General features: G+C 71.7%; 22 protein-coding genes. 10 read left to right on the top strand and 12 right to left on the bottom strand.

Features of this window, described 5'->3' with window-relative positions; all coding sequences use genetic code 11:
* Positions 1-15: 15 nt before the first annotated feature.
* The 3 genes from P6897_RS03100 (at position 16) to P6897_RS03110 (ending at position 3,769) form a co-directional block, all read left to right on the top strand.
* Entirely contained in the window at positions 16-2,070 is a 2,055-nt protein-coding gene (locus P6897_RS03100; RefSeq protein ID WP_282502056.1) for a beta-galactosidase, read from the top strand.
* 19 nt (positions 2,071-2,089) lie between these two features.
* Positions 2,090-3,064, top strand: a complete 975-nt coding sequence (locus P6897_RS03105) for a squalene cyclase (RefSeq protein ID WP_282502057.1) — start codon at positions 2,090-2,092, stop codon at positions 3,062-3,064.
* 72 nt (positions 3,065-3,136) lie between these two features.
* Entirely contained in the window at positions 3,137-3,769 is a 633-nt protein-coding gene (locus P6897_RS03110; protein WP_282502058.1) for an NAD(P)H-dependent oxidoreductase, read from the top strand.
* A 7-nt stretch (positions 3,770-3,776) separates the two neighbouring features.
* On the opposite strand, the gene P6897_RS03115 is transcribed toward P6897_RS03110, so the two are convergent.
* Both P6897_RS03115 and P6897_RS03120 read right to left on the bottom strand, forming a co-directional pair.
* On the bottom strand, positions 3,777-5,054 hold the full coding sequence (locus P6897_RS03115) for a glycosyltransferase (RefSeq protein ID WP_282502059.1): 1,278 nt from the start codon (positions 5,052-5,054) through the stop codon (positions 3,777-3,779).
* Positions 5,051-6,109, bottom strand: a complete 1,059-nt coding sequence (locus P6897_RS03120; RefSeq protein WP_282502060.1) for a hypothetical protein — start codon at positions 6,107-6,109, stop codon at positions 5,051-5,053. Before P6897_RS03120 ends, P6897_RS03115 begins: the two co-directional genes overlap by 4 nt.
* Positions 6,110-6,224: 115 nt before the next feature.
* On the opposite strand from P6897_RS03120, the gene P6897_RS03125 reads away from it, so the two are divergent.
* From P6897_RS03125 to P6897_RS03140, 4 genes are read left to right on the top strand one after another with little or no spacing between them, the layout of a single operon-like run.
* The gene (locus P6897_RS03125; protein WP_282502061.1) at positions 6,225-7,352 is read left to right on the top strand and encodes a glycosyltransferase; all 1,128 of its coding nucleotides are present in this window, start codon (positions 6,225-6,227) and stop codon (positions 7,350-7,352) included.
* A complete protein-coding gene (locus P6897_RS03130; RefSeq protein WP_282502062.1) occupies positions 7,349-8,467 on the top strand; it encodes a glycosyltransferase in 1,119 nt (372 codons plus the stop codon). Before P6897_RS03125 ends, P6897_RS03130 begins: the two co-directional genes overlap by 4 nt.
* Positions 8,464-9,474, top strand: coding sequence for a glycosyltransferase (locus tag P6897_RS03135; RefSeq protein ID WP_282502063.1), 1,011 nt, complete (start codon positions 8,464-8,466; stop codon positions 9,472-9,474). Before P6897_RS03130 ends, P6897_RS03135 begins: the two co-directional genes overlap by 4 nt.
* Positions 9,471-10,268, top strand: coding sequence for a galactosyltransferase-related protein (locus tag P6897_RS03140; RefSeq protein ID WP_274178378.1), 798 nt, complete (start codon positions 9,471-9,473; stop codon positions 10,266-10,268). The genes P6897_RS03135 and P6897_RS03140 overlap by 4 nt, the downstream gene beginning before the upstream one ends.
* Here the strand turns inward: P6897_RS03140 and P6897_RS03145 are convergent.
* The 4 genes from P6897_RS03145 to P6897_RS03160 all read right to left on the bottom strand — a co-directional run bounded on the left by P6897_RS03145 (position 10,228) and on the right by P6897_RS03160 (position 13,978).
* On the bottom strand, positions 10,228-11,430 hold the full coding sequence (locus P6897_RS03145; RefSeq protein ID WP_282502064.1) for a glycosyltransferase family 4 protein: 1,203 nt from the start codon (positions 11,428-11,430) through the stop codon (positions 10,228-10,230). The two genes, P6897_RS03140 and P6897_RS03145, sit on opposite strands and share 41 nt — an antisense overlap.
* Positions 11,427-11,729, bottom strand: coding sequence for a hypothetical protein (locus tag P6897_RS03150; protein WP_282502065.1), 303 nt, complete (start codon positions 11,727-11,729; stop codon positions 11,427-11,429). The genes P6897_RS03145 and P6897_RS03150 overlap by 4 nt, the downstream gene beginning before the upstream one ends.
* Before the next feature lie 88 nt (positions 11,730-11,817).
* Positions 11,818-13,278 carry a glycosyltransferase gene (locus tag P6897_RS03155; RefSeq protein ID WP_282502066.1) on the bottom strand — a complete coding sequence of 487 codons (1,461 nt, stop codon included), beginning with the start codon at positions 13,276-13,278 and terminating at the stop codon, positions 11,818-11,820.
* A gap of 7 nt (positions 13,279-13,285) precedes the next feature.
* Positions 13,286-13,978 (bottom strand): SDR family oxidoreductase, encoded by a 693-nt coding sequence (locus P6897_RS03160; protein WP_282502067.1) that lies wholly within the window; start codon positions 13,976-13,978, stop codon positions 13,286-13,288.
* Between the two features lie 220 nt (positions 13,979-14,198).
* Here P6897_RS03160 and P6897_RS03165 point away from each other — a divergent pair, with 220 nt between their 5' ends.
* From P6897_RS03165 to P6897_RS03175, 3 genes are read left to right on the top strand one after another with little or no spacing between them, the layout of a single operon-like run.
* The gene (locus tag P6897_RS03165; RefSeq protein ID WP_282502068.1) at positions 14,199-16,103 is read left to right on the top strand and encodes a beta-glucoside-specific PTS transporter subunit IIABC; all 1,905 of its coding nucleotides are present in this window, start codon (positions 14,199-14,201) and stop codon (positions 16,101-16,103) included.
* Entirely contained in the window at positions 16,090-17,541 is a 1,452-nt protein-coding gene (locus P6897_RS03170) for a family 1 glycosylhydrolase (RefSeq protein ID WP_282502069.1), read from the top strand. The genes P6897_RS03165 and P6897_RS03170 overlap by 14 nt, the downstream gene beginning before the upstream one ends.
* Positions 17,542-17,585: 44 nt before the next feature.
* The gene (locus P6897_RS03175) at positions 17,586-18,413 is read left to right on the top strand and encodes a PRD domain-containing protein (protein ID WP_112616976.1); all 828 of its coding nucleotides are present in this window, start codon (positions 17,586-17,588) and stop codon (positions 18,411-18,413) included.
* A gap of 7 nt (positions 18,414-18,420) precedes the next feature.
* On the opposite strand, the gene P6897_RS03180 is transcribed toward P6897_RS03175, so the two are convergent.
* From P6897_RS03180 to P6897_RS03205, 6 genes are read right to left on the bottom strand one after another with little or no spacing between them, the layout of a single operon-like run.
* Positions 18,421-19,224 carry an HpcH/HpaI aldolase/citrate lyase family protein gene (locus tag P6897_RS03180; protein ID WP_282502070.1) on the bottom strand — a complete coding sequence of 268 codons (804 nt, stop codon included), beginning with the start codon at positions 19,222-19,224 and terminating at the stop codon, positions 18,421-18,423.
* Positions 19,209-19,994, bottom strand: a complete 786-nt coding sequence (locus P6897_RS03185; RefSeq protein ID WP_282502071.1) for a fumarylacetoacetate hydrolase family protein — start codon at positions 19,992-19,994, stop codon at positions 19,209-19,211. Before P6897_RS03185 ends, P6897_RS03180 begins: the two co-directional genes overlap by 16 nt.
* Positions 19,995-20,021: 27 nt before the next feature.
* Complete coding sequence (gene hpaD, locus P6897_RS03190) at positions 20,022-21,182, bottom strand: 3,4-dihydroxyphenylacetate 2,3-dioxygenase (protein WP_114589187.1); 1,161 nt, start codon at positions 21,180-21,182, stop codon at positions 20,022-20,024.
* Positions 21,183-21,235: 53 nt separating this feature from the next.
* On the bottom strand, positions 21,236-22,747 hold the full coding sequence (hpaE, locus tag P6897_RS03195; protein ID WP_282502073.1) for a 5-carboxymethyl-2-hydroxymuconate semialdehyde dehydrogenase: 1,512 nt from the start codon (positions 22,745-22,747) through the stop codon (positions 21,236-21,238).
* 27 nt (positions 22,748-22,774) lie between these two features.
* Positions 22,775-23,473 (bottom strand): GntR family transcriptional regulator, encoded by a 699-nt coding sequence (locus tag P6897_RS03200; protein ID WP_114589260.1) that lies wholly within the window; start codon positions 23,471-23,473, stop codon positions 22,775-22,777.
* On the bottom strand, positions 23,470-24,930 hold the full coding sequence (locus P6897_RS03205; protein WP_282502074.1) for a fumarylacetoacetate hydrolase family protein: 1,461 nt from the start codon (positions 24,928-24,930) through the stop codon (positions 23,470-23,472). Before P6897_RS03205 ends, P6897_RS03200 begins: the two co-directional genes overlap by 4 nt.
* Between the last annotated feature and the right edge of the window lie 5 nt (positions 24,931-24,935).

Here is a 24,935-nt window from a genome sequence, read left to right on the forward strand (position 1 = left end):
GTCTACGCTGATCGCATGGCAACGGATGACACGACCTACCGCTGGGTGAAGGACGGGGCGCTCGGCCCGGGACGGATGCGCTACGGCGCCGACTACAACCCCGAGCAGTGGCCCCGCGAGGTGTGGGACGAGGACGTCCGGCTCATGCGCGAGGCCGGCGTCAACATCGTCTCGCTCGGCATCTTCTCCTGGGCGCTGCTCGAGCCGCGCCCGGGCGAGTGGGACTTCGGCTGGCTCGACGAGATCATCGATCTGCTGCACGCCAACGGCATCGACGTCGACCTCGCCACGGCGACCGCGTCGCCGCCGCCGTGGCTCGCGAAGCGGCATCCCGAGATCCTGCCGCAGACGATCGACGGAACGACCCTCTGGCCGGGGTCGCGTCAGCACTGGCGGCCGACGTCGCCGGTCTTCCGCGAGTACGCGCTGCGGCTGACGCGTGCGCTCGCCGAGCGCTACGCCGATCACCCTGCTCTCGTCGCCTGGCACATCTCGAACGAGCTCGGCTGCCACAACCTCTACGACTTCTCGGATGACGCCGCCCGGGCCTTCCGGGTGTGGCTGCAGGCGCGCTACACGACCCTCGACGCGCTCAACGAGGCCTGGGGCACGGCGTTCTGGTCGCAGCACTACGAGGAGTGGGACGAGATCCTGCCCCCGCGTGCCGCTCCGACGCAGCGCAACCCTGGACAGCAGCTCGACTTCGAGCGCTTCTCGTCGGATGCCGTGCGCGACCACCTGCGCGCCGAGAACGCGGTGCTCGCCGAGGTGACGCCCGGCATCCCGCGCACGACGAACTTCATGGTCGCCCAGAACGTCCGCGACATCGACTACCCCTCGTGGGTCGGCGACGTCGACTTCGTGTCGAACGACCACTACCTGCGCCCGGGCGAGCTCGGGCGCGACGACCTGTCGTTCTGGTCGAACCTCACGGGCAACATCGCCGGCGGCCGGCCGTGGTTCCTCATGGAGCACGCGCCGAGCGCGGTGAACTGGCGCGCCGTGAATCCGCCCAAGCGGCCCGGCGAGCTGGTCCGCGACGCCCTGACCCACGTCGGGCACGGGGCAGACGCGGTCTGCTACTTCCAGTGGCGGCAGTCCCGCGCCGGGGGTGAGCGCTACCACTCCGGCATGGTCCCGCACGCCGGCGCCGAGAGCCGGGTGTTCCGCGATGTGGTCGACCTCGGCTCGCAGCTGCGCGACCTGGCGCCGGTCACCGGCAGCCGGCGCGAGCGGGCGCGCGTGGCGCTCGTGTTCGACTACGAGTCGTGGTGGGTCAGCGGACGCGACTCGCACCCCTCCGAGTCGCCCGCCTACGACGACGAGACGCTGCTGTGGTACCGAGCGCTCCTCGACCTCGGCGCGCGCGTCGACGTCGTGCCCGTCGCGGCCGACCTCGGTGACTACGAGGTGGTCGTCGCGCCGATGCTCCACGTCGTCCCGGCCGCGCTGCGCGAGCGACTGACCGCCTTCGTCGCCGGTGGCGGTCACCTCGTGACGACCTACTTCTCGGGCGTGGTCGACGAGAACGACCGGGTGTGGCTCGGCGGTTACCCGGGTGCGCTGCGCGAGCTGCTCGGCATCACGATCGAGGAGTTCGTCCCGATGCTGCCGGGCGAGACGGCATCCCTCGCCTCCGGCACGGTCGTCCGTGACTGGAGCGAGCGCATCGCGCGCGTCGAACCCGATGTCGAGGTGCTCGACACCTACGCCGGAGGCGACCTCGACGGCGCCCCGGCCGTGACCCGACGCCGAAGCGGCCAGGGCAGCGGAGGCAGCGCGACGTACGTGTCGGCTGCGATCGGTCGCGCCGGTGCCGCGGACGTCGTGCGGCGCCTGGCCGGCGACATCCCGGCGCTCGCGGCAGACCCCCTCGCGGCCGACGGCGACGTCGACGTGATCATCCGCCGCCACGAGGGTGGGCGCTTCGTGTTCCTCGCGAACCGCACCGACGCCGAGGTGGTGGTGGCCGCAGCGGGCGACCTGATCGCGGGTGCCGCCGAGCGAGGTTCCGCGGATGCCGTCGCGATCGCCCCGCGCGGTGTCGCGGTGCTCGCGCAGGAGGGCTGAGCCGCGCGACAATGACCGCATGACCGACACGGACGGCACGCTGGCGTGGCTTCTGGACACCGACCCGTCGCTGCGCTGGCAGGTGGAGCGTGATCTCGCCGACGCTCCGCCGTCCGTGTGGCAGGCCACGCGGGCTCGCGTCGCGACAGAGGGCAACGGCGCACGCCTCCTGCGGGAGCAGGGCGACGACGGTCAGTGGGAGGGTGGCGCGTACTTCCCGGCGGGGTTCTTCGACAGCGCGGAGGCCCGCGCGCCGGGACAGCCCTGGACGGCGACCACCTGGACCCTGAAGGATCTGCGGGAGTGGGGTCTGGATGCCGCCGTCCTCGGCGACACCGCGGAACGGCTGCGACGCAACAGCCGCTGGGAATACGACGACCTGCCGTACTGGGACGGCGAGATCGACGTGTGCATCAACTCGTACACGCTCGCGACGGGCGCCTGGCTCGGTGTCGACATGAGCGGCCTGGCGCGGTGGTTCCGTGAGCATCAGCTGGCCGATGGCGGGTGGAACTGCGAGGCGGAGGAAGGACGATCGGTGCGCGGGTCGTTCCACTCGACGCTCAACGCTCTGCGCGGCATGCTCGCGTGGGAGCAGATCACGGGCGACCCGGCCCTCCGCGAGAGCCGGCACCGCGGGGAGGAGTACCTGCTGTCGCGCCGGCTCGCCTTCCGCGCCTCGACCGGCGAGCCCGTCGGCGACTTCGTGACGGAGTTCGTCTATCCCAATCGCCACCGCTACAGCGCGCTCGTCGCCCTCGATCATTTCCGCGCCGCCGCGCTTCTCGAAAACGCCGCACCCGATCCGCGGCTGGCGGAGGCGATCGACATGGTCCGGAACGCTCGCGCCGCCGACGGCACCTGGCATCAGGGGACGCCGCTCGCGGGACGCATCTGGTTCGACATCGATGTCGCCGCGGGCGAGCCGTCGCCCTGGCTGACGATGGTCGCCCTGCGCGTGCTGCGGTGGTGGGATGCCGCTGTTCCGGCCTGACGTCGCGCTGTCAACAGCCTGTCGCCCACCGCGGGGCGTCGCCGACGATGGCGGCAGACGAAAGGACTCGCCATGACGACAGACATGCCCGCTTCCGACGCCCCGCTCCGGGTCGTCGCCCTCAACTGCACCCTGAAGCCCGCACCCGCGGAGTCGAGCACGCAGCTCATGCTGCAGCAGGTGCTCGACGCCCTCGCCGAGCACGGCGCCTCGGGCACGCAGGTGCGCATCGCCGACCTGAACATCGCGCCGGGCGTCGAGACCGACATGGGGGACGGAGACGAGTGGCCCTCCGTTCGAGAGCAGATCCTCGCCGCCGACATCCTCGTCGTCGGGACGCCCATCTGGATGGGACACGCCTCGAGCCTCGCGCAGCGCGTGCTCGAGCGCCTCGATGCCGAACTCTCCGAGACGGACGACGCCGGTCGGCCGATCCTCTTCGACCGGGTCGCCGTGGTGGCCGTGGTCGGCAACGAGGACGGCGCGCACAAGGCCACCGCCGACCTCTTCCAGGGGCTGAACGACGTCGGGTTCACGATCCCCGCACAAGGCGGCACGTATTGGAACGGCGAGGCGATGCAGACCGTCGACTTCAAGGATCTGGAGAAGACGCCAGACCCGGTCGCCTCGACGACCGCCACTCTCGCACGCAACGCGGCGCATCTCGCGCGCGTGCTGCGCGCCGCCCGCTACCCGGCGGAGTGAGCGCCGGTCAGCCCCAGCCGCCGAGGTAGGCGGCGAGATCGGGCTCGTCGGTGACGGCGCGGATCGCACGCGTCGTCGCCGACGCCGTCGGGAAGAGATCCCCACGGCGCCAGCGGTCGCTCCGCGCGCGGGCGCGCACCGAGATGACCCGCAGGAGGGGCTCGCTGTCGGGGGAGCACAGGGTCAGCTCACCGAGGCCTTCGCCGTCGACGCGAGCCAGTGCGGCGGTGAGGACGTCGTCGTCGCCGTCGATGCGGACCGGGCGGAGCAGCTCGATGATGATCCGGACGCGATCGAACGCGGGATCCGGCTCGGATTCCTCCGGAAGCACGGCGGCGCGCCCCGCAGCCGGCCCCAGAGCCGCCAGCGCGCTGTCGAGAGCGAGGAACCGCTGCCCGTCGCTCGCGCGCGGCGGCGCGATGATCGCGATGTCGGGGTGGGTGGGCCGCAGACCCCGGCCGGCGGAACCGGCGACGGGGATGAGGTCGCTGAGCCGGATGGTCTCTGCGTTGCGGCGCGCCACCGCGCCTTCATCGCGTCCGGCGGCATCCGGTCCGTCGTGCCACGCCACGGCTGCGGGCACGTGGGCGAGCAGCGCGCCGTGCAGCCACGCGCGGTAGGCCCATTCCCAGTCCTCCCCGCCATACGACGTGAACGACTCGTCGAAGCCTCCCGTCGCGTCGAACAGCACCCGCGAGCACGCGATGACAGCCCCGATGACGTGGCGATAGCTGCGGTCGTCAGCGCGGAGCAGGTTCGCGGTTCGGCGATACTCCGCTGCGAGCCATTCCGGCTCGGGCAGGGCCGTGCGCGCCGCCTCTTCGGCGAGCCGGGCGGCGTCGACGCCGCGCAGGTCTGCGTGCCGGCGCCGCCCGACCGTGACGCAGTCCGGCGCGAGTGCGGGCAGCCGGGTCAGCTCGCGGACGAAGGCGGGCTCGGGGGCCGTGTCGGCGTCGAGGAACACGAGGACATCCCCGCGAGCCGCCGCGGCACCGAGGTTGCGGACGGCCGCGAGCCGGAAGCCCCGGTCCTCGTGGCGGACGAGCTCGACCCCGTCCGGAACGGAGGGCGGCTCGGGCGAGCCGTCGTCCGCGACGATGATCTGCAGCCGGTCGGCCGGGTGATCCTGCGACCGCAGCGCGGCGAGCGTCCGAGCGAGCTGTTCGGGCTGGCGGTAGTGGGCGACGATCACCGAGACGGTCGGCGGCTGTGCGGGCCATCGGCCGTCGAGAAGGTCCCACCGGTTGCCGGGTAGGGCTTCGCCGGGAAGTGGGCCCGAGCTCATCGCGACATCCCGCGCCACCAGTTCAGGTACGACCCAGCGACGTCGGCCAGGTCGGGACGCAGGGGATGCCCGGGGGCCAGACGAGTCGAGGCCGGGTCCTCCCACGCCTCGGCGAGGCGGTCGGTCAGCTCCGCCGGGTCGAAGAGAACCGTCGTCCCGGGGCGCAGGCCGTCCATCTCGTCGCTGTAGCGCGACCGGACGACGAGCGGACGACGTCCGGCTTCGATCCAGTCGAGCATCGATCGCGAAGCCGACACGTGCTCGTGCGCGGCGACCGGGATGCCCGGCTCGCGCAGCCGCCGGGCGAACTCGCCGTCGTCGAGGAATCCGGTGATCTCGAAGCGGCCGCCGACGTCGGCGGCCAAGCGTTGGAGCGTCGCGACGTCGCCCTCGTGGCCCGGCGAGGCGGCACCCAGAGCGCGGACGACCGCTTCGCCGACCGGTCGGCCCGACGTACGCAGCGCGTTCACTGCCGCGGTGGCGGCGCGCAGGGCCGGCTCGTGCCCCTTTCCGGGGTACACGAACCCCGCGATGAGCACGATGAGGTCGGCGGAGGCGCCGGGTCGGTCCGGGGCGTCGGCGGGACCCGGCTCAGGAGCGCGGGCGAGCCGGGTTCCGAGCGGGATCACCTCGGGCCGCAGGTCGTCGCCGAGGTGCTCCGACACGAGCAGCCGCTCGTGCTCGCTGTTGACGGCCACGGCGTCGGCGGCGGCGAAGAAACGGCGATAGGCGGCGACCCGGCGGTCGTACTTCGTGCCGTCTGACGGCTGCGGCAGATCGTGCAGTGTCAGGGTCAGCCGGCAGGCGCGCGAGAGCGCTTCGACCGCGTCGGCGGCATCCTCCAGGCTCGCTCCGAGCAGGCGGTCGGTCGCGTGCAGATGCACGGGCTCGCCGGGAGCGACCGCTGTCAGCGCGGCGCTGAGGTCGGTCACGGCGGCGGCGCGCACGGCCGGGTCGAGACGGTGCGCGGCGGCGGCGACGTCGGAGCCGTAATCGGTCACTCCGTGTCCGGCAGGACCCCAGACGAGGCACAGGGGAGGGGTGTCGACGGGCATCCGGTCATCGTTACCGGTCGCCTGTGGTTCGCGCAAGTGCGAGGCGCCGGGCGTCCCGCTCGGCTAGCGTCCGACTCGGATCGCCCCCGTTTCGGCGGTTTCAGCAAGGAGGACCGTGACCATCGTCACCGCCAGTGCGCCCCTGGACGAGATGTCCGGTGCGCCCGACGTGCGCGTCGTCGCGGTGCCCGCCGGGCATCCCTACGTGCAGCGTGTCACGCACGCCGCGGGCATCGAGCTCCTGCCCGACCCGCCGGTGGCTGGCGCGGCCGAGGGCGTGTGGTGGCCCCCCGTCGCCCTCGACCCCGACTGGATTCGTCAGCACGCCGATCGTGCCGACATCCTGCACGTGCACTTCGGCACCGAGTCTTTCCCCGCGGGCCATCTGACGGCGTGCATCGATGCGGCCCATGCCGCCGGTTGGGCGGTCGTCTTCACCGTCCACGATCTGACTCACCCCCAGCTCGCGGGCCAGGGTCCGTACGCCGCCCAGCTCGACGAGCTCATTCCGCGCGTCGACGCTCTCGTGACGCTCACCGCAGGCGCCGCAGCCGAGGTGCGCGAGCGCTGGGGACGCGAGGCGGTCGTGCTGCCGCATCCCGCCATCCTGCGCGAGGGCGAGACCCCGTCGGTCGTCGCGGTGAGCGAAGAGCTGCGGATCGGAATGCACCTGAAGGACCTCCGCCCCGGCACCGATGGGCCGACCAGCGCGCGAACGCTGATCGCCGCGGTCGAGCGCCTCCGCGATGAGGGCCATCACGCTGTCGCCGAGATCCGCATGCACCGGTCGGTCCGCGATCACGACGCCCGCGACGAGGTGCGGGCGGCCGTGGCTGGCCACCCTTACGCGGTCCTCGTCGAGCAGGGCCGACTTCCCGACGCCGCGCTGAACACGGCGCTCGGCGGACTCGACGTCTGCGTGCTGCCCTACCGCTTCGGCAGTCATTCCGGCTGGCTCGAGCTCTGCTGGGACCTCGGCGTCCCCGTCGCCGTCCCCGATGTCGGCCACTTCGCCGATCAGCATGACGACGACTCGATCGCGAGCTTCCACCCGGGCGATGTGGAGACGCTCACCGCTGCGTTGCGCACGCTGCTGTCGTGCGACGAGGCGCCCCGTCCCGGTTCGGTCGCGCGGGCCGATCTCATCGAAGCGCGTCGCGACAGTCGTCGCGAGCAGGATGCCGGGACGGCGCAAGCGCATGCCGTGCTGTACCGCCGTCTTCGCAGCGAGCGTGCCTCGTGACGGGGCGTCCGCTGCGCATCGCGGTCATCGCGCCGCTCCGGTTTCCGATCCGGAGGCCTCACGCCGGCGGGCTCGAGGCCGCCGTGTGGTCGGAGGTCGAGGCTCTGCGCGCCCGAGGCCACGAGGTGACCGTCGTCGCGGTGACCGGGTCGGACCACGTCGAGCCCGGCAGCATCTGGGAGATGCCCGAGCTGGGCTGGGACGCCGACGCGGTGCGCACCGACAAGACGTACCCGCCCGCCTACGAAACCCTCAGCGTGCCGATGCTCCGGCGCGCCCTCGAGACGATCGGCGCGCGGGCCGCGGACTTCGACGTGATCTCGAACCACTGCCTGCACGCCCTCCCGCTGCAGCTCGCACCGCAGCTGGACGTGCCGATGGTGACGACCCTGCATACGCCCGTCGACGATGACTTCGTACGGGCCCACCGTGCCGCGGCGGGCCGGGGCAGCACGTTCCTCTCGGTCAGCGAGCACACGCGTCGGGAGTGGCAGCACGCGGGTGTCGCCTCGACCCTGCTGGCCAACGGCGTCGACCCTCGCGTCTGGACCGCCGGGCCGGGCGGCGACGACCTCGTCTGGTTCGGCCGCATCGTTCCCGAGAAGGCCCCGCACCTGGCCGTGGCCGTCGCCCGATCGCTCGGGCGACGGCTCACGATCGCCGGCCGTGTCGGCGACCGCGCGTACGCCGACGACGTGCTCGGCCCGCTGCTCGGCGACGACGTCACGCTGGCCGGTGAGCTCACCCCTCACGAACTCGCCGCGCTCGTCGGTCGGTCGGCCGTCGCGCTCGCGACGCCCGCGTGGGCCGAGCCGTTCGGGCTCGTCGGTCCGGAAGCCCTCATGTGCGGGACGCCCGTCGTCGGCTTCGCGGTGGGCGGCGTGCCCGAGATCGCGGCGGCCTCCGTTGGGATGCGCCTCGTGGGCGCCGGAGACGTCGCCGCGATGGCGGATGCCGTGGCGGAGATCTGGCCGCAGGCCCGTGATCCGCGCTTCCGTCGCGCGGTCCGGGGGCGGGCGGTGGAGCGGTTCTCGCTCGACGCGCGAACGAGTGCCCTCGAGGAGATCTTCGCGTCGCTGAGCACGCTCGCGGCGCCCGCCGAGCTGCCGGCATGACGGGGCGCATCGGCTGGTACGTGCACCACCATGGTCGCGGCCACCTGACCCGTATGCTCGCCATCGCGCCCCACCTCGATGTCGACGTCGTCTGTTTCAGCTCGATGCCCGCTCCCGCCGAGCTGCCCGCGAACGTCTCGTGGGTCGAGCTCTCCCGCGATGACGTGCCCGCACCGGCCGTCCCCGCCGATGACCCGACGGCGGGCGGCCTGCTCCACTGGGCTCCGTTGCACCACGTCGGCCACCGTTCGCGGTTCGCGGTCATCGCCGCAGCGGTCGGGGCGGGCGACATCGACGCGTTCGTCGTCGACGTCTCGGCCGAGGTGACGTTGTTCGTCCGGCTCCTCGGCGTGCCCGTGGTGATCATCACGCAGCCCGGTGACCGCACGGACGAGCCGCACCGGCTGGCTTATGCCGCGGCGCGGCGGGTCATCGCGCCCTGGCCGGAGGAGATCTATGCTCCCGAGCACCTGACCTCGCTCGGTGACCGCGTCGCGTTCGTCGGCGGGATCTCGCGGTTCGCCGGTCGTCGTCGGCCAGCGCAGCCGCGCGGCGACGAGGTCGTCCTGCTCGGCGGCGGCGGTGGCGCCGACGTCTCGGCCGACGACATCGCGGCCGCGGAGCGCGCGTCGGGGCGTCCGTGGCGTGTGCTCGGCGCCGGTTCCGGAGCGTGGGCCGCCGACCCCTGGGATGCGTTGACGACGGCAGCCGTCGTCGTGTCGTGGTGCGGTCAGAACGCGGTCGCCGATCTCGCCGCCGCGGGCGCACCTGCGATCGTCATCCCGCAGGAACGTCCGTTCTCCGAGCAGCGGGCGACCGCCCTGGCGCTCGGGCGGTCGGGCCTCGCCGTCGCCGTGCCCCGGTGGCCCGAGCCGGCGCGCTGGCCGGATCTGCTCGACCAGGCCTCGGCCTGCGGCGAGGGATGGACCGCGTGGCGCGCCGACGGAGCGGCGCAGCGCGCGGCGGAGATCATCCGTGCCGAAGCGGCGGCGGGAGCCGGTGCATGAGCGACATGGCGATCGTGACGCTCTGCTCGGCACCGCGCCTCGAGCACCTGCGCAATCAGCTGCGCGCGACGGCGGGTGTGCCGCGGGTCGTCGTCTGGATCGGCGACGACGATGCGCCCCTCCTCGACGCCGAGTCCGTGGTGCGCGTTCCCCCGGGGGCGGCCGGTCTGCGGCTCGCGGCGGCGCGAAACGCCGGCGCCCGTGCAGCCGAGGCGCTCGGGGCGCGCCTGCTCGTCTTTCTCGACGCCGATTGCGTCCCCGGGCCCGAGCTCGTCGATCGCTACCGTGACGCGGCGACCCAGCACCCCGATGCGGTCCTGTGCGGGCCGGTGACGTATCTGCCCGCGAGGGCCGCGCTCGACGCGGCGTCCCTCCGCGCGGCCACTGCGCCCCACGCGGCGCGCCCGGCTCCGCCCGCCGGCACCCTGCAACGTGCCGAGCCCGCGGAGTACCCGCTGTTCTGGTCGCTCTCGTTCGCGACCACGATCGCCGTGTGGCGGTCCGTCGGCGGGTTCGACGAGCGGTACGAGGGCTACGGGGGAGAAGACACCGACTTCGCGTTCTCCCTGCGTCGCGCCGGCGTCCCGATGATCTGGGTCGGCGGCGCCGACGCCTATCACCAGCATCACGAGACCTCGTCGCCGCCCTGGCAGCACCTCGACGACATCCTGCGCAACGGCGCCCTCTTCGCTGAGAAGTGGGGCGAGTGGCCCATGACGGGCTGGCTGGAGGCCTTCGAGCGAGCCGGAGCGATCACCCGCGAGGACGACGGCTGGCGTCGAGCCTCGGTCTGACCGCGCCGGCGAGCAACTCGGCCGCGGCAGCGAGCAGGTCGCGGGCCACGGGGTCGGGGGCGAAATCGGCGACCTGTGCGCGCGCATGCTCGGCGAGTGTTCGTGCCCACGCGGGATGCCGCACGGCGACGGTGATCGCGGCGGCAAGACGTTCCGGGTCGGCGGGCGGCACGCTCTGGCAGTCCTGGCCGTCGGTGCAGAAGTCGTCGTATCCGCTGCCGGAAGTCACCACGAGCGGCGTGCCGATCGCCTTGACCTCGAGGGCGACGTTGCCGAAGCCTTCCCAGCGAGAGGGGCAGATGACGACATCCGCTCGTGAGATCGCTCCGTAGAGCTCCTCGCCCGGCACGTGCCCGAGCCAGATCACGCGGTCGCGCGCCGTCGGCGGCAGCATCTCGAGGAGTGCGGCGCGCGTCGGCTCGTACCGGGCATCCCCACCCGCGCCGGCGAGGACGAGGCGGGCGCCCGGCACGTCGTCATGCACGAGCCGGAACGCCGCGAAAGCGTCCTCGACGCCCTTCCGTCGCTCGGAACGGCCGAGGAAGAGCGCGACCGGCGCGTCATCGTCGGGCCAGCCGTCGGGTGCGGCCGCGCGCGTCGCTGCGGCCGCGACCGCGTCGACGTCGATGCAGTTGCGGACGACGCGAGCCGGCGGCAGGCCCGGGTACAGGTCGCTGGTGCGCTCGAGCATCGCCCGCGAGATGGCGATGAGACCGGCGGACCGGTACAGCTGATGCCGTTCCGCCGACGCTTGCCGCAGGCGGGCGAGCCGCTGCCCGATCGGCAGGTCTCCCGGCGTGAGCCCGGACACCTGGTCGGCGAGGCGGACGCCGGTCGCCAGATTCGTCAGCAGGGGTGCCGTGCGGGGGAGCGGCGCGGCCAGGCCGCCCCACTCGGGAGCGAAGACGACGTCATGGTGATGAGCGCGGTAGGCGCGACGCACGCCGCCGTCGACCAGCCTGACCCCGTCGCCCGGGTCGTCGGACACGAGATCGTCCCTCGTCTCGAGCGCGAGGTCGACGGCGACCCCCTGGCGGGCCAGGGCCGGGAGCAGCGCGGCGTAGTGACGGCCGATTCCGCCGGTGTAGGCGGTGACGCCGGCGTATTCGGGACTCGCGACGAGCCAGCGCGTCTCGGCCCGCGAGGTGAGCAGGTCGGTCATGAGGCCTCGAGCGGAAGCGTGCCGAGGGAGAGCCCGGTGACCGCGGCGGCCTCGGTGAGCATCGCCCGCACCCGCCGCGGATCGGTGGCGACGGGATGAGGCGACGCGAAGTCGAACCGGAGGGGGATCGACCGCTCGAGCCACAGCGTGCTGCGCCCCTGTCCGTCGCTGTGTCTCCAGCTCACCGTGAACCCTTCGCCTGCGCCGAGCTTGGCGGCGACCACGAGCTGGAGGTGGGCGAGGATGTCGTCGGGCATGACAACGGCGATGAGGTCCGATCCGTATCTCAGTTCTCCCATCGCGGCGCTCGCCTCCCCTCGTGCCACGACAGGGTGCAACAGCCGTCCGCTTTTCCGAGTGCCCCTTGACGAGCCGGTGGAGAGCGGGCTAACGGGCCGGGCGGTGCAGTCGTCGTCGCACGTCGCCGACGACGCGACGCGCCGCCGCCGACAACCGGCGCAGTCCGCCGCGGGTACGCCCCCGGCGGCGAGCCGCGCGCAAGATGCTCGCCCAGCGGCGGCGTATGCGCGCGTCGCTGTACTCGGATGCGGTCGCTCGGGCGTTCTCCCGCATCGCGCCCCGCCGGGCGGGGTCGAGCTCGACCGCGGCTCGCACGGTGTCCGCGAGGGCGCCGACGTCGCCGTCCGCGACGAGCCATCCGTTCTCGCCGTGGCGGATCAGCTCGGCCGGTCCGTAGGCGATGTCGTAGGCGATGGGGAGGCAGCCCGCGGCCATCGCCTCGAGGAGGACCAGACCGAACGCCTCCGATCTGCTCGTGAGCAGGAGGACGCTGGCGGTGGCCATGGCCGCTGCCGGCTCGTCGGTGTGCCCGTGGAAACGGATCGCGTCGTCGTCCTCGGCGAGGACGGCGAGCTCGGCGGCGCGAGAACCCGTGCCGTAGATGTCGAGGGGGACGCGCGGTCCGTCGTCGCTGTGCACGAGGCGCACCGCCGCGACGGCATCCTCCACCCGCTTGATCGCTTCGAGCCGGGCGATGACGACGGCGCCGGTTCGCGCGGCCTCCGTCGGCAGCGCCGTGCCGTCGATGAGCGAGACCGGGTGGGCGACGCTCGCCAGGAACGGGCGCGGCCCCACGATCGCCCTCACGTCGGCGGCCTGGGCGTCGGTGGCGAATGCGACGGCGTCGAAATCGGTCAGTCGCGAGAACACCGCCTGGCGCGATGCTCGCACCGAGCCCGGTTTCGGCCCCCGGTGCGAGCCATGGATGACGTGCACGGTCGTGACCCGGCGTCGCCGGTATCCCGCCGCGAAGGGCGCAACGGTTTTGCTGTCGACGATGAGGAACGCCTCGCCGTCGCCCACGAGGTGGTCGAGCCAGTCGGCGTAGAAGTCGTAGCGTCGGCGCCAGGCGCGGACCGGTCGGCCGTCGGCGTCGCGGGCCAGGAGGAGGCGGCCCCGGGCGCCGACCCGTCGTTCCGACAGCGCGATCGTGCCATCGGGGCGGAGGTGGTCGATGTCCACCGGTTTGCCGTCGGCGCCGAGCCGCAGGCGGCGGAGGATGACGTCGTTCGCCTCATCGATGATGACGCCGTCGTCCGCGGGATCGAGCGCGGGCGGTGCGTCGGGGAGCCCCGTGCCGGGATGCACGCCGCCGGTCCGTGGCCAGTCGTAGAGGTTGCGAATCGTCACGGGCGTCGTGGCGTCGGGGTCGGTGACCGGCGGCAGGGGGAACGCGCGGTCGTCGAGGGTGAGCACGTCGACCGGAGTTCCGGCCTCGGCGAAGAGGCGGCTGCGATCGAGCAGGGCGGTGGTCATGCCCCCGTAGGGAACGGCGATGCCCCAGGTCAGTGCGAGGTGACGCCCGGGAGGAAGGTCGGAGCCGGCCACGTCGACGTCACCGGGGGCCGGGACGCACGGACACGTCCGGGACCAGGGCGTCTCGTGGCAGGTCGAGGGCGGCGAGCACGGTCGTCGCGACCGACTCGGGATCGATGAAGGCGGCGGGGTCGTAGTCGCGGCCCTCCTGGCGGTGCACCTCCGCCTGCATCGGCGTGGCGGTCCGCCCCGGGTAGACCGTCGTCACGCGGACGCCGTGGGCGGCCTCCTCGCCGCGCAGCGCGTCGGCGAGGGCCTTGAGTCCGTGCTTCGACGCGGCGTAGGCGCTCCACGCCGGGTGCGCCGTGAGGCCGGCGCCGGAGTTGAGGAACAGGATCTGACCGCGCGCGGCCCGTACCGCGGGCAGAGCGAGGCGGGTGAGCTCGGCGGCGGCGATGAGGTTGACGGTGAGCTGATCGGTCCATGCGGCGACGGGCAGCTCGGCAACAGGACCCAGCTCGACGACGCCCGCGCCGTGGATGACGGTGTCGATCGCCTCCGGCAGCCGGTCCGCGAGCGCGCCGGCGAGGGCCGCGGGCTCGCGCAGGTCCGCGGCGACGCCGACGGCGTCCGGGAGGAGCTCCGTGAGCTCGGCCGCGCGGGCCTCGTTCCGGCCGAGGAGCACGAGCCGGTCGCCACGGTCGGCGAGCCGGCGCGCGATCGCGAGTCCGATGCCCGAGCCCGCGCCCGTGATGAGATGCGTCTGCGTCATGCACCCATCGTCGCATCCGCGCGACGGCCCCGCCGTGCTCGTTTGCGTGCCGCCGTGGAACGTGCGACGATCATCTCGGACATGTGACTGGTCATGCAGGCAGGATCCGAACGTACGTGCATCGCACGGCGGTCGGGTCCTTTTTTTATTGCCTCCGACCGGGGCCGGAGCGGAGCCGCTCCGGCGGTACGGTCCGGGATTCCACAGGAGGAAAACGAAGATGACCACCACGAAGGACGCCGCGGGCGCGATCCTCGAGCACGTCGGCGGACCCGAGAACATCGCCGCCCTGCAGCACTGCTCGACGCGGCTCCGATTCAATCTCGTCGACGACGCCCGCGCCGATGAGGCGGCTCTGAAGGCGGTGCCCGGCGTCATCGGCGTCGTGCGCGGTCCGCAGACCCAGATCATCGTCGGGTCGAAGGTGGGCGACTACTTCACCGAGATCGAGAAGCTGCGCGGCGGGCGTGCGGCGGCACGTGCGGCGGGGGAGACCCGTCCGAAGCTGACATGGAAGCGCGCGGGCTCGGCGATCATGGACTTCGTCGTCGCGGTGTTCACCCCGATCATCCCGGCCATCGCCGGCGCGGGCATCTTCAAGTCGTTCCTGATCCTCGCCTCGGCGCTCGGGTGGATGCAGACGACCGACCCCAGCTACCAGGTGCTCTCGGCGATCCCCGACGCGGTGTTCTTCTTCCTGCCGCTGCTGGTGACCTACACTGCCGCGAAGAAGCTGGGCGTCAACATCCCGCTGGCTCTCGGCATCGTCGGGCTCTTGGTGTTCCCGACGTTCTCCGGTCTGCTGACGCAGGAGGGCGGTGTCGCGCTCTTCGGCCTCGCCATCCCCGCGATCTCCTACAACGCCCAGGTCTTCCCGCCGATCCTCGCGGTGCTGCTGCTGTGGCCCGTCGAGAAGCTGGCGACGAAGATCACGCCCGGGCCCATCCGCACCTTCTTCGTGCCGCTGCTGTGCTTCATCGTGGTCTCGCCGATCATGATCTTCGCCCTCGGGCCCCTCGGTTACGGCCTCGGATCGCTGCTCACCGGCGGCATGCTCTGGCTGTACGGCACGCTCGGCTGGGTCGCTATCGCGCTGCTGGCAGCCGTGCTCCCCTTCATCATCTCGGTGGGCATGCACAAGGCGTTCATCCCCCCCACGATCGCCACCGTCGCACAGCAGGGGCGTGACCCCTTCTACCTCGTGGCCTCGCTCGCCCACAACATCGCCGAATCGGGCTCGAGCCTGGCCGTCGCTATCCGCACCCGCAACAAGACTCTGCGCGGCACGGCCATCTCGTCGGGCATCTCCGCGTTCTTCGGCATCACCGAGCCCGCGCTCTACGGCGTGACGCTGCAGAACCGCCGTGCGCTGTTCGCGGTGATCGCCGGCTCGCTGACCGGCGGCGTCTACCTGGGCATCGCCGCCGTGGGCGCCTTCGCGCTCGTCAGCCCGGGGGCTGCGAGCATCTCGATGTTCATCGACGTGCTCAACCCGTGGAACCTCATCCATGCCGTCATCGGGGCGCTCGTCGCCTTCGCGACCGCCTTCGTCGTCGCGCTCGTCATCTGGAAGGACTCCGACTCGGGCACGATCCGCGCCCTCGAGGCTCAGACCGGCCCGGCGGGCGGGATCGCGCCCAACCCGGTCGGCGACGGCCGCCTCGTCGCCCCCGTCGCGGGCGAGGTCGTCCCGCTCGACCGCGTCGACGACCCGGTCTTCGGCGGCGGCATCCTCGGCGACGGCGTCGCGATCCGCCCCAGTGCGGGCGCCGTGTACGCGCCGCTGTCGGGAGTGGTCTCGAGCCTGCTGCCCTCGAAGCACGCCTTCGGCATCACCGGCGACGACGGCGTCGAGATCCTCGTCCACGTCGGGCTCGACACGGTCAAGCTCGACGGAGCTCCCTTCGTCGCCCACGTCGCGCAGGGCGATCGCGTCGAACGCGGGCAGCTGATCCTCGAGGCCGACCTCGAGGCGATCCACCTCGCCGGCTTCGACACGATCACCCCGGTCGTCGTCCTCAACGGCGACGCGTTCGAGGTCGTCGAAGCCCTCACCGGGCCCGTCGAGGCGGGCACCGGCATCTTCACCGCTCGTACCAAGGAGGCCGCTCGTGGCACTGTCTGATTCGTTCCTGTGGGGCGGCGCGCTCGCCGCCAATCAAGCCGAGGGCGCGTGGCGCGAGGGCGGCCGCGGTCCGGCCGTCTCGGACATCGCGAAGTATCGTCCGAACGTCGACCCCCGCGAATACGCGATCCATCACGCGCACACGGTCGAGAGCATCACCGCCGCCATGGCCGATGATGACGAGACGTATTACCCCAAGCGCCGCGGCATCGACTTCTACCACCGGTATCCCGAGGATCTCGCCCTGTTCGCCGAGATGGGGTTCACGGTGCTGCGCGTGTCGATCGCGTGGACGCGGCTGTACCCGACGGGCGAGGAGACCGAACCCAACGAGGACGGCATCGCCTTCTACGAGGGGCTGTTCACCGAGATGCGGCGGCTGGGCATCGAACCGCTCGTCACGCTCTCGCACTACGACCCGCCGCTCGCCCTCGCCCTGAAGAACAACTGCTGGGTCGATCGCGGCACGATCGCCCTGTTCGAGCGCTTCGCCCGCACGTGCTTCGAGCGCTTCGGGCACCTGGTCAAGCTGTGGCTGTCGTTCAACGAAATCGACGGCATCGTGCGGCATCCGCTCACTTCGGGCGGCATCATCGAGGAGACCGTCGAAGGCAGCATCCTGCAGGCCTGCTACACCGCCCTCCATCACCAGTTCGTGGCCTCGGCCTCGGTGACGCGGATGCTGCACGAGATGTGGCCCGAGTCGCAGATGGGCTGCATGCTGACCATGCTGAAGACCTACCCGCTGACGTGCCACCCCGACGACATCGCCGCGACCCAGGCGAAGGACCGGCTGCTCTACCTCTGCACGGATGTCCAGGCCGGCGGCGCCTACCCCCGCCTCGCCCTGAACGCGCTCGCGCGACAGGGCGTCGAGATCCCGTTCGCCGAGGGGGATGCCGAGCTGCTGCGCGAGCACCCCGTCGATTTCATCTCGCTGTCGTATTACATGACCCTCGCCGAGTCCGTCGACCCGGATGCCGAGCGGACCCCGGGGAACACGGTGCTCGGGGTCAAGAACCCCTACCTCGAGTCCAGCGAGTGGGGCTGGCAGATCGACCCGGTCGGGCTGCGGATCTCGCTCATCGATCTGTACGACCGCTACGGCAAGCCGCTGTTCATCGTCGAGAACGGGCTGGGCATGCGCGATGAGCTGACCGCCGACGGGCGCGTCCACGACCCCTACCGCATCGACTATTTCCGGGCGCACTTCCGCGAGATGATCCGGGCCGTCGACGAGGGCGTCGAGCTGATGGGCTACACCAGCTGGGCGCCGATCGACATCATCAGTGCGTCGTCGTCGCAGATCTCGAAGCGATACGGTTTCATTCACGTCGACCTCGACGATCTCGGTCAGGGCAGCGGTGAGCGTCGGCGCAAGGATTCGTTCTGGTGGTACCAGCGGGTGATCGCCACGAACGGCGCAGATCTCGGGTGACCCTCCTGCTCCACGAGCGTGAGGCCGGGTCGATGAGGACGGGCATGCAGATCATCAAGAAGGTGCTCAACTCGAGCGTCGTGCTCGTCGATGACGAGCGCGGCGTCGAGCGGGTGCTGCTGGGCAAGGGCATCGGATTCGGTGCCAAACCCGGCGACGTCGTCGACGAGGGCGCGACCGATCGGGTGTTCGTCGCGCTCGACGACGCCGATCAGCGGAACCTCGTCGAGCTGCTCGCGCAGATCCCGGGTGAGTTCGTCGAGCTCACCCGGGAGATCGTCCGTGACGCCGTGGCCTCGGGGCTCGATCTCGATCCGCACATCTACCTCACGCTCACCGACCACCTTCACTTCGCCGTCGAGCGTCACCGTCGCGGTCTCGTCGTCGTGAACCGGCTCGCATGGGAACTACGCACCGTCTACCCCGACGAGTACGCCGTCGGATCCCGCGGTGTCGAGCTGCTGCGGGCGCGCATGCGCGTGGATGTGCCGGACGAAGAGGCCGCCAACATCGCGTTCCACCTCGCGAACGCCGCCAACGGGCGGGCCGGTGCCGACACGATGCATGTCGTACGGCTCATCTCGGCGGCGACCACGATCGTGTCGAACACCACGGGGATCGCCTTCGGCGACGACCTGCATTCGTCGCGTTTCCTCGTGCACCTGCAGTTCTTCGCCGAGCGGGTGTTCTCGGGGCGCATGCTCGACAGCGACGACGGCTTCCTCTTCGAGAGCATGAGCCGGCGGCATCCTCGGGCGACGGCGACGGCCGAACGCGTGCGTGCGCTCGTGCGGACGCAGCACGACATCGAGATCACCGACGAGGAGGTCGCCTACCTCGCTCTCCACATCGCACGCGCCGTGCCGGGGTGATCCCGCGTCAGTATCCGGCGCGGGTGGTGCGGTCGGCCTCGGGCACCCAGGCCGCCGCGAGCGCTTCCGAGCCGCGGGCCAGCAGCGCGACGTCGGCGCCGACGAGCAGGAAGTCCGCCCCGGCCTCGGCGTAGCCGCGCGCGAGCGCGGGGTCGAAGGCGTTCGCGCCCGCCGGTGTGCCGGCGGACCGGGCGTCGGCGAAGACGCGACGGACGGCGGCGACCACGTCGGGGTGGGACTGCTGTCCGAGCAGCCCCATCGAGGCGGCGAGATCGCTCGGGCCGACGAACACGCCGTCGATCCCGTCGACCGCAGCGATGCCCGCGGCGGCGTCGACCCCCGCGGCGGTCTCGATCTGCACGACGAGCGACACGTGCTGCTCGGCCTCGGCCAGGTAGTCGTCGACGCGGTTCCAGCGGGCCGAACGGGCGAGGGCGGAACCGACGCCCCGGATGCCGCGGGGCGGATAGTGCACCGCGCGCACGACCGCCTCGGCCTCGGCGACCGACGACACCATCGGCACGAGCAGGTTCTGCGCACCGAGGTCGAGCACCTGCTTGATCACGACGGGGTCAGCGGTCGGAACCCGCACCATCGTCGTGACCGGTGTCGCGGCGGCGGCCTGCAACTGGGCGAGCACGGACTCGATTCCGTTGGGAGAGTGCTCCATGTCGATGAGCAGCCAGTCGAGTCCGGCGCCGGCGCAGATCTCGGCGACCAGCGGCGACCCGGAGCACACCCACATCCCCGCGAGCGGGCGGTCCGCGCGAGCGAGGGCGTCGCGGAAGGTCGGTGTCAGACGAAACGGCATGCGATCACTCCCATCGGGCCATAGTCGCAGCGGACCTCGTCGCCGCGCGACACCCACATCGGCCGCGTGAACGACCCGGCGAGGATCAGCTCACCCGCCTCCAGGCGCGCGCCGTGCTGCGACACCTTGTTGGCGAGCCAGGCGACCCCCGTCGCGGGATGGCCGAGGACACCCGCCGCCACCCCGGTCTCCTCGATCTCGCCGTTGCGCGAGAGCAGCGCCGGCACCCACCGCAGGTCGATCTCGTCGGGACGTCGCCGCTCGGTGCCGAGCACCATCGCACCGTAAGCGGCGTTGTCGGCGATCGTGTCGACGATCGTGCGCCCCTCGAGCTCGATGTGCGAGTTGAGGATCTCGAGGGCCGGGACGGCATAGTCGATCGCGTCGAGCGCGTCGTCGAGCGTGCAGTCCGGCCCGGCGAGGGGACGGGCGAGCGCGAAGGCGAGCTCGACCTCGACGCGCACGTTCGAGAACCGCTCGGTGGCGATCTCGGCGCCCGAGCCGTAGACCGTGTCGTCGAACATGACGCCGTAGTCGGGCTCGGTGATTCCGGTCGCCTGTTGCATCGCTCGGGAGGTCAGACCGATCTTGCGTCCCACGAGCCGGCGGCCCGAGGCGATCATCCGGTCGCGCCACACGCCCTGGATGGCGTACGAGTCCTCGACGGTGGCGCCGGGATACCGTGCCGTGATGCGCGGGATGACGCCGTGGGTGCGATCGGCCTCGGCCAGGTCGTCCGCGATGGCGGCGATGTCGTCGGGGGAGAGCATGAGCGTCCTCTCAGAGTTGGTTGGAGGTCAGAGCTGGTTGCCGAGCTTGTACTCGCCCTGTTTGTACTCGGGCAACCCGTCGTCGCCCGGTCGGGTGTACGAGAACCCGTCGGCGCCGATCGTGACGGCCATCTCCGAGTCGTCGGTGCGGGCGCGGAGCGGCTGGGGCTTCCCGTCGAGGTCGAGGACGAGGGAGGCCTCGGTGTACCAGGAGGGCACGACGGGGTTGCCCCACCAGTCGCGGCGCTGGTTGTCGTGCACGTCCCACGTGATGACGGGATTGTCGGGGTCGCCGGTGTAGTAGTCCTGCGTGTAGATCTCGACGCGGTGTCCGTCGGGGTCGCGCAGGTAGAGATAGAACGCGTTCGAGACGCCGTGGCGCCCCGGCCCCCGCTCGATCGCGTCCGATCGGCGGAGCGCGCCGAGCTTGTCGCAGATCGCGAGGATGTTGTGCTTCTCGTGCGTCGCGAAGGCCACGTGGTGCATCCGGGGGCCGTCACCGCCGGTCATCGCGGTGTCGTGGACGGTCGGTTTCCGCCGCATCCATGCCGCGTACACCGTGCCCGCGTCATCCTGGATGTCCTCGGTCACCCGGAACCCGAGCGACTGCATGAACTGCACGGCGCGCGGGACGTCCGGGGTCACCTGGTTGAAGTGATCCAGACGCACGAGCTCGCCGGGCGTGTGGAGGTCGTAGCGCCACGAGAGGCGCTCGACGTGCTCGGTCTGGAAGAAGAACTCGTACGGGAAGCCGAGCGGATCCTCGACGCGGACAGAGTCGCCGATGCCTCGCACGAAGCCACCCGGCCGCCGCTCCACCCGGCAGCCCAGCTCGGTGTAGAACGCGACGGCGCGGTCGAGGTCGTCGGCCGACCGGACGCGGTACGAGAACGCCGCGACGGCGGCGACCGGTCCCTGACGCAGGATCAGGTTGTGGTGGATGAACTCCTCGGTCGAACGGAGGTAGATCGCCTCGTCGTCCTCCTCTGTGACGTAGAGCCCGAGCACGTCGACGTAGAACTCCCGTGAGGCGGCGAGGTCGGTGACGACCAGCTCCATGTAGGCGCAGCGGAGGATGTCGGGCGCCGGCGCCGTCGGCGTCGGGATCGGGTCGTCGCAGGTGATCGGCGCCTCCTGGCTGACGAAGTAGCCCGAGGAGGTCCGGGTCATCTGGTCGCGGTGGGTCATGACAGCGTCCTTGCTCTCGATGTCGGGTGGGTCCGGCGGTTCCGGGCGGCGGGTCAGCTCTTGCCGAAAGTCGGGTTGTGGACCGCGCCGAGGGTGATGTGCACCGCCTGCTGGTGCGTGTAGAAGTCGATCGACCGGTAGCCGCCCTCGTGGCCGAGGCCGGACGCCTTGACCCCGCCGAACGGGGTGCGCAGGTCGCGCACGTTGTTGGAGTTGAGCCAGACCATCCCCGCCTCCACGGCCTGCGAGAAGTTGTGCGCCCGCTTCAGGTCGTTGGTCCAGACGTAGGCGGCGAGCCCGTACTTCGTGTCGTTGGCGAGGTCCAGCGCCTCGGCATCCGTGTCGAACGGGGTGATCGCGACGACCGGGCCGAAGATCTCCTCCTGGAAGATCCGCGCCGTCGGAGCGACGTCGGCGAACACGGTCGGGGCGACGAAGGTGCCGCTCTCGAACCCCTCGGGGCGTCCGCCGCCGGCGACGAGGCGGCCCTCGCTCTTTCCGAGCTCGACGTACGACATGACCTTCTCGAAGTGCTCGGGATGCACGAGCGCGCCCACCTCGGTCGCCGGGTCGTGGGGGAAGCCGACTCGCACCCGCTGGGCCTGCGCGGCGTAGCGTTCGACGAACTCGTCGTACACCGCGCGCTCGACGAGGATGCGGCTGCCGGCCGTGCAGCGCTCGCCGTTGAGAGAGAACACACCGAAGATCGTGGCGTCGATCGCCGCGTCGAGATCCGCGTCGGCGAAGACGATCGCCGGGCTCTTCCCGCCCAGCTCCATCGACAGTCCCTTGAGGTGCGGCGCCGCGTTGGCGAAGATCAGCTGCCCCGTCGAGCTCTCGCCCGTGAACGAGATGAGCGGCACGTCGGGGTGCTTCACGAGCGCGTCGCCCGCGTCCTCGCCGAGGCCGTTGACCAGGTTGAAGACCCCCGGCGGCAGTCCGGCCTCCTCGAAGATGCCCGCCCACAGCGACGCGGACAGGGGCGTGAACTCGGCGGGCTTCAGCACGACCGTGTTGCCGGTGGCGAGCGCCGGGGCGAGCTTCCACGACTCGAGCATGAACGGGGTGTTCCACGGCGTGATGAGGCCGGCGACGCCGATGGGCTTGCGGTTGACGTAGTTGATCTGACGGCCGGGCACCTTGTAGGTGTCGTCGGCCTGGGCGACGATCAGGTCGGCGAAGAACCGGAAGTTCTCGGCGGCCCGCCGGGCCTGGCCGAGCGCCTGCGTGATGGGGAGTCCGGAGTCGAACGACTCGAGCTCGGCGAGGCGGGCGTCGCGAGACTCGACCAGGTCGGCGATGCGGTGCAGCACGCGCGAGCGCTCGCGCGGGAGCATCCGCGGCCACGGCCCCTCGGCGAACGCGCGGCGGGCTGCCGCGACGGCCGCATCGACGTCGGCCTTCTTGCCGGCGGCCGCCTGCAGGTACACGCGTCCGGTGACGGGGTCGAGCACGTCGAACGTCGCGCCGTCGACCGAGTCGACGAGCGACCCGTCGATGTAGTGACGGATGGCGCCGGGCAGGTCCGCGGGCGTGTGGGGGGCGGTGAGCGTCGTGTCGGTCATCTCGTGCGTCCTTGCAGCAGGGGGCGGTCAGAAGTTGGGCAGGCCGAGCGCCTGATCGGGGTGCTCGTGCGTCATGTAGGCGTCGAGGGTGGCCGAGCGGTGGCGCCGCGCGGCGTGCTCGATCTCGGTGAGGGGCGCCCCTCGTTCGATCAGCGCCAGGATGTGCTCGTGCTCCCGCACCGACTCCTGCGCGCGGCCCGGGACGAAGCTGAAGGTCGAGTCGCGCAGGTGTCCGAGCCGTGCCCATTCGGCCTGCACGAGTTCGAGCATTCGAGGGTTGGCGCACTGCTCGAACAGCGTCGCGTGGAACTCCTGGTTCAACCGGGTGAACGAGCGCGGATCGAAGTGATCGAGAGACTCGGTCATCAGCGCGTTGATCTCGCGCGCACGCCGGATGTCGTCGACGCTCAGCGCGCGCGCCGCGAGCGCCGTCGCGGCGCCCTCGAGGATCGACAGCGCCTGCATGCTGAAGCGGTACTGCGAGTCGTCGACCATCGCCACGCGGGCGCCGATGTTGCGCTCGAAGGTCACGAGGCCCTCGGCCTCGAGCTGGCGGATCGCCTCGCGCACCGGGACGACGCTCATGTCGAGCTCGCCGGCGATCGTCCCGAGCACGAGCCGGTACCCCGGGGTGAACTCCTGCTCGGCGATGCGCTCGCGGATCCAGTGATACGCGCGCTGCGACTTGCTCTGCGTCTCGGGCAGGGGAGGCGTCGGGGAGGTCATGCGCCGCGCTCGCCGTCGTACCGGGCGCGCCAGGCCGCGTTCATCGGGAACAGCCCGTCGACCGAGGCGCCCTCCGCCACGCGCGCGGCGATCCAGGCGTCCTCGTCCTCCTGAGCGAGGGCCGCATCGACGACCTCGGCGACGAGAGGCGGCGGGACGACGATGACCCCGTCGGCGTCGCCCACGATGACGTCTCCGGGCTGGACGGTCGCGCCGCCGCAGGCGATGGTTCCGCCCGCCTCCCACGGGACGTGCTTGCGCCCGAGCACGGCCGGATGCGCGCCCGCGGCATAGACGGGCAGCCCGATCTCGGCGACGGCGGCGTAGTCACGCACGCCGCCGTCGGTGACGACGCCGGCGGCTCCCCGGGTCCGGGCGCGGAGGGCCAGGATGTCGCCGAGCGTGCCCGATCCGGTCTCGCCGCGCGCCTCGATGACGATGACCTCGCCGGGCGAGACCGCGTCGAACACCTGCTTCTGCGCGTTGAAGCCGCCGCCGTGCCGGGCGAAGAGGTCGGGGCGGAACGGCACGAACCGCAGCGTGGCGGCCGTTCCGACGAGCTTGCTGGCGGGGTGCATCGGCCGCACGCCGTCGATCGTCACGTCGTCGAGCCCGCGCTTGCGCAGCTGCTGCGACAGTGCCGCGACGGGCACGCGCTCGAGCTTGGCCCGGAGATCGTCGGTAAGGCCGGATGCCGGCTCGTCCGGCAGCCCGGCAGCTTCGCGCGATCCCCAGGCCTCCTCGCGCTGGATGTCGTCGACCGTGGGAAGCGAGCCGAGCGCGGGATCGAACGCGGCGCCCTCGTCGGCGACGACGGTCGTCACGAGTCGTCCCGACGTGGCGCCGGTGTCGAGCGCGTCGACCTCGATCTCGACGACGTCGCCGGGGACGATGACCGACGATCCGGCCGGCGTGCCGGTCAGGATGACGTCGCCGGTCTCGAGGGTCAGGTGCTGCGAGAGGTCGGCGACGATCTGCGCCAGCGGGAACAGCAGGCCGCCGGTGGTGTCGTCCTGCACGAGGTCGCCGTTGACCCAGGCGCGGACGCGGAGACGGTGCGGGTCGACGGTCCGGGCGTCGATGAGGTCGGGGCCGAGGGGAGTAAAGCCGTCGCGGCTCTTCGAGCGGAGGTTCGATCCCTTGTCGGCGGCGCGCAGGTCGTAGACGCCGAGGTCGTTGGCCGCGGTGACGGCGGCGACGTGGTCCCAGGCCTCGGCGAGGCCGACCCGGTGCGCGTCGCGCCCGATGACGAGCGCGATCTCGCCCTCGAACGCCAGCAGCTCGGTACCCGCCGGGCGTTCGACCGTGTCGCCGCTCCCGGCGATCGAGCTCGACGCCTTCAGGAAGTATGAGGGGGCGGCGGGCGTGCGCCCGCGCTGCGCGGCCCGGGATGCATAGCTCAGGTGGACCGCGATGATCTTGCCCGGTCGACCGGAGCTTCCTCGCTCTTGTCTCATATTCG

This window comes from Microbacterium sp. BDGP8 (assembly GCF_029991045.1).
Lineage (GTDB): Bacteria > Actinomycetota > Actinomycetes > Actinomycetales > Microbacteriaceae > Microbacterium > Microbacterium plantarum.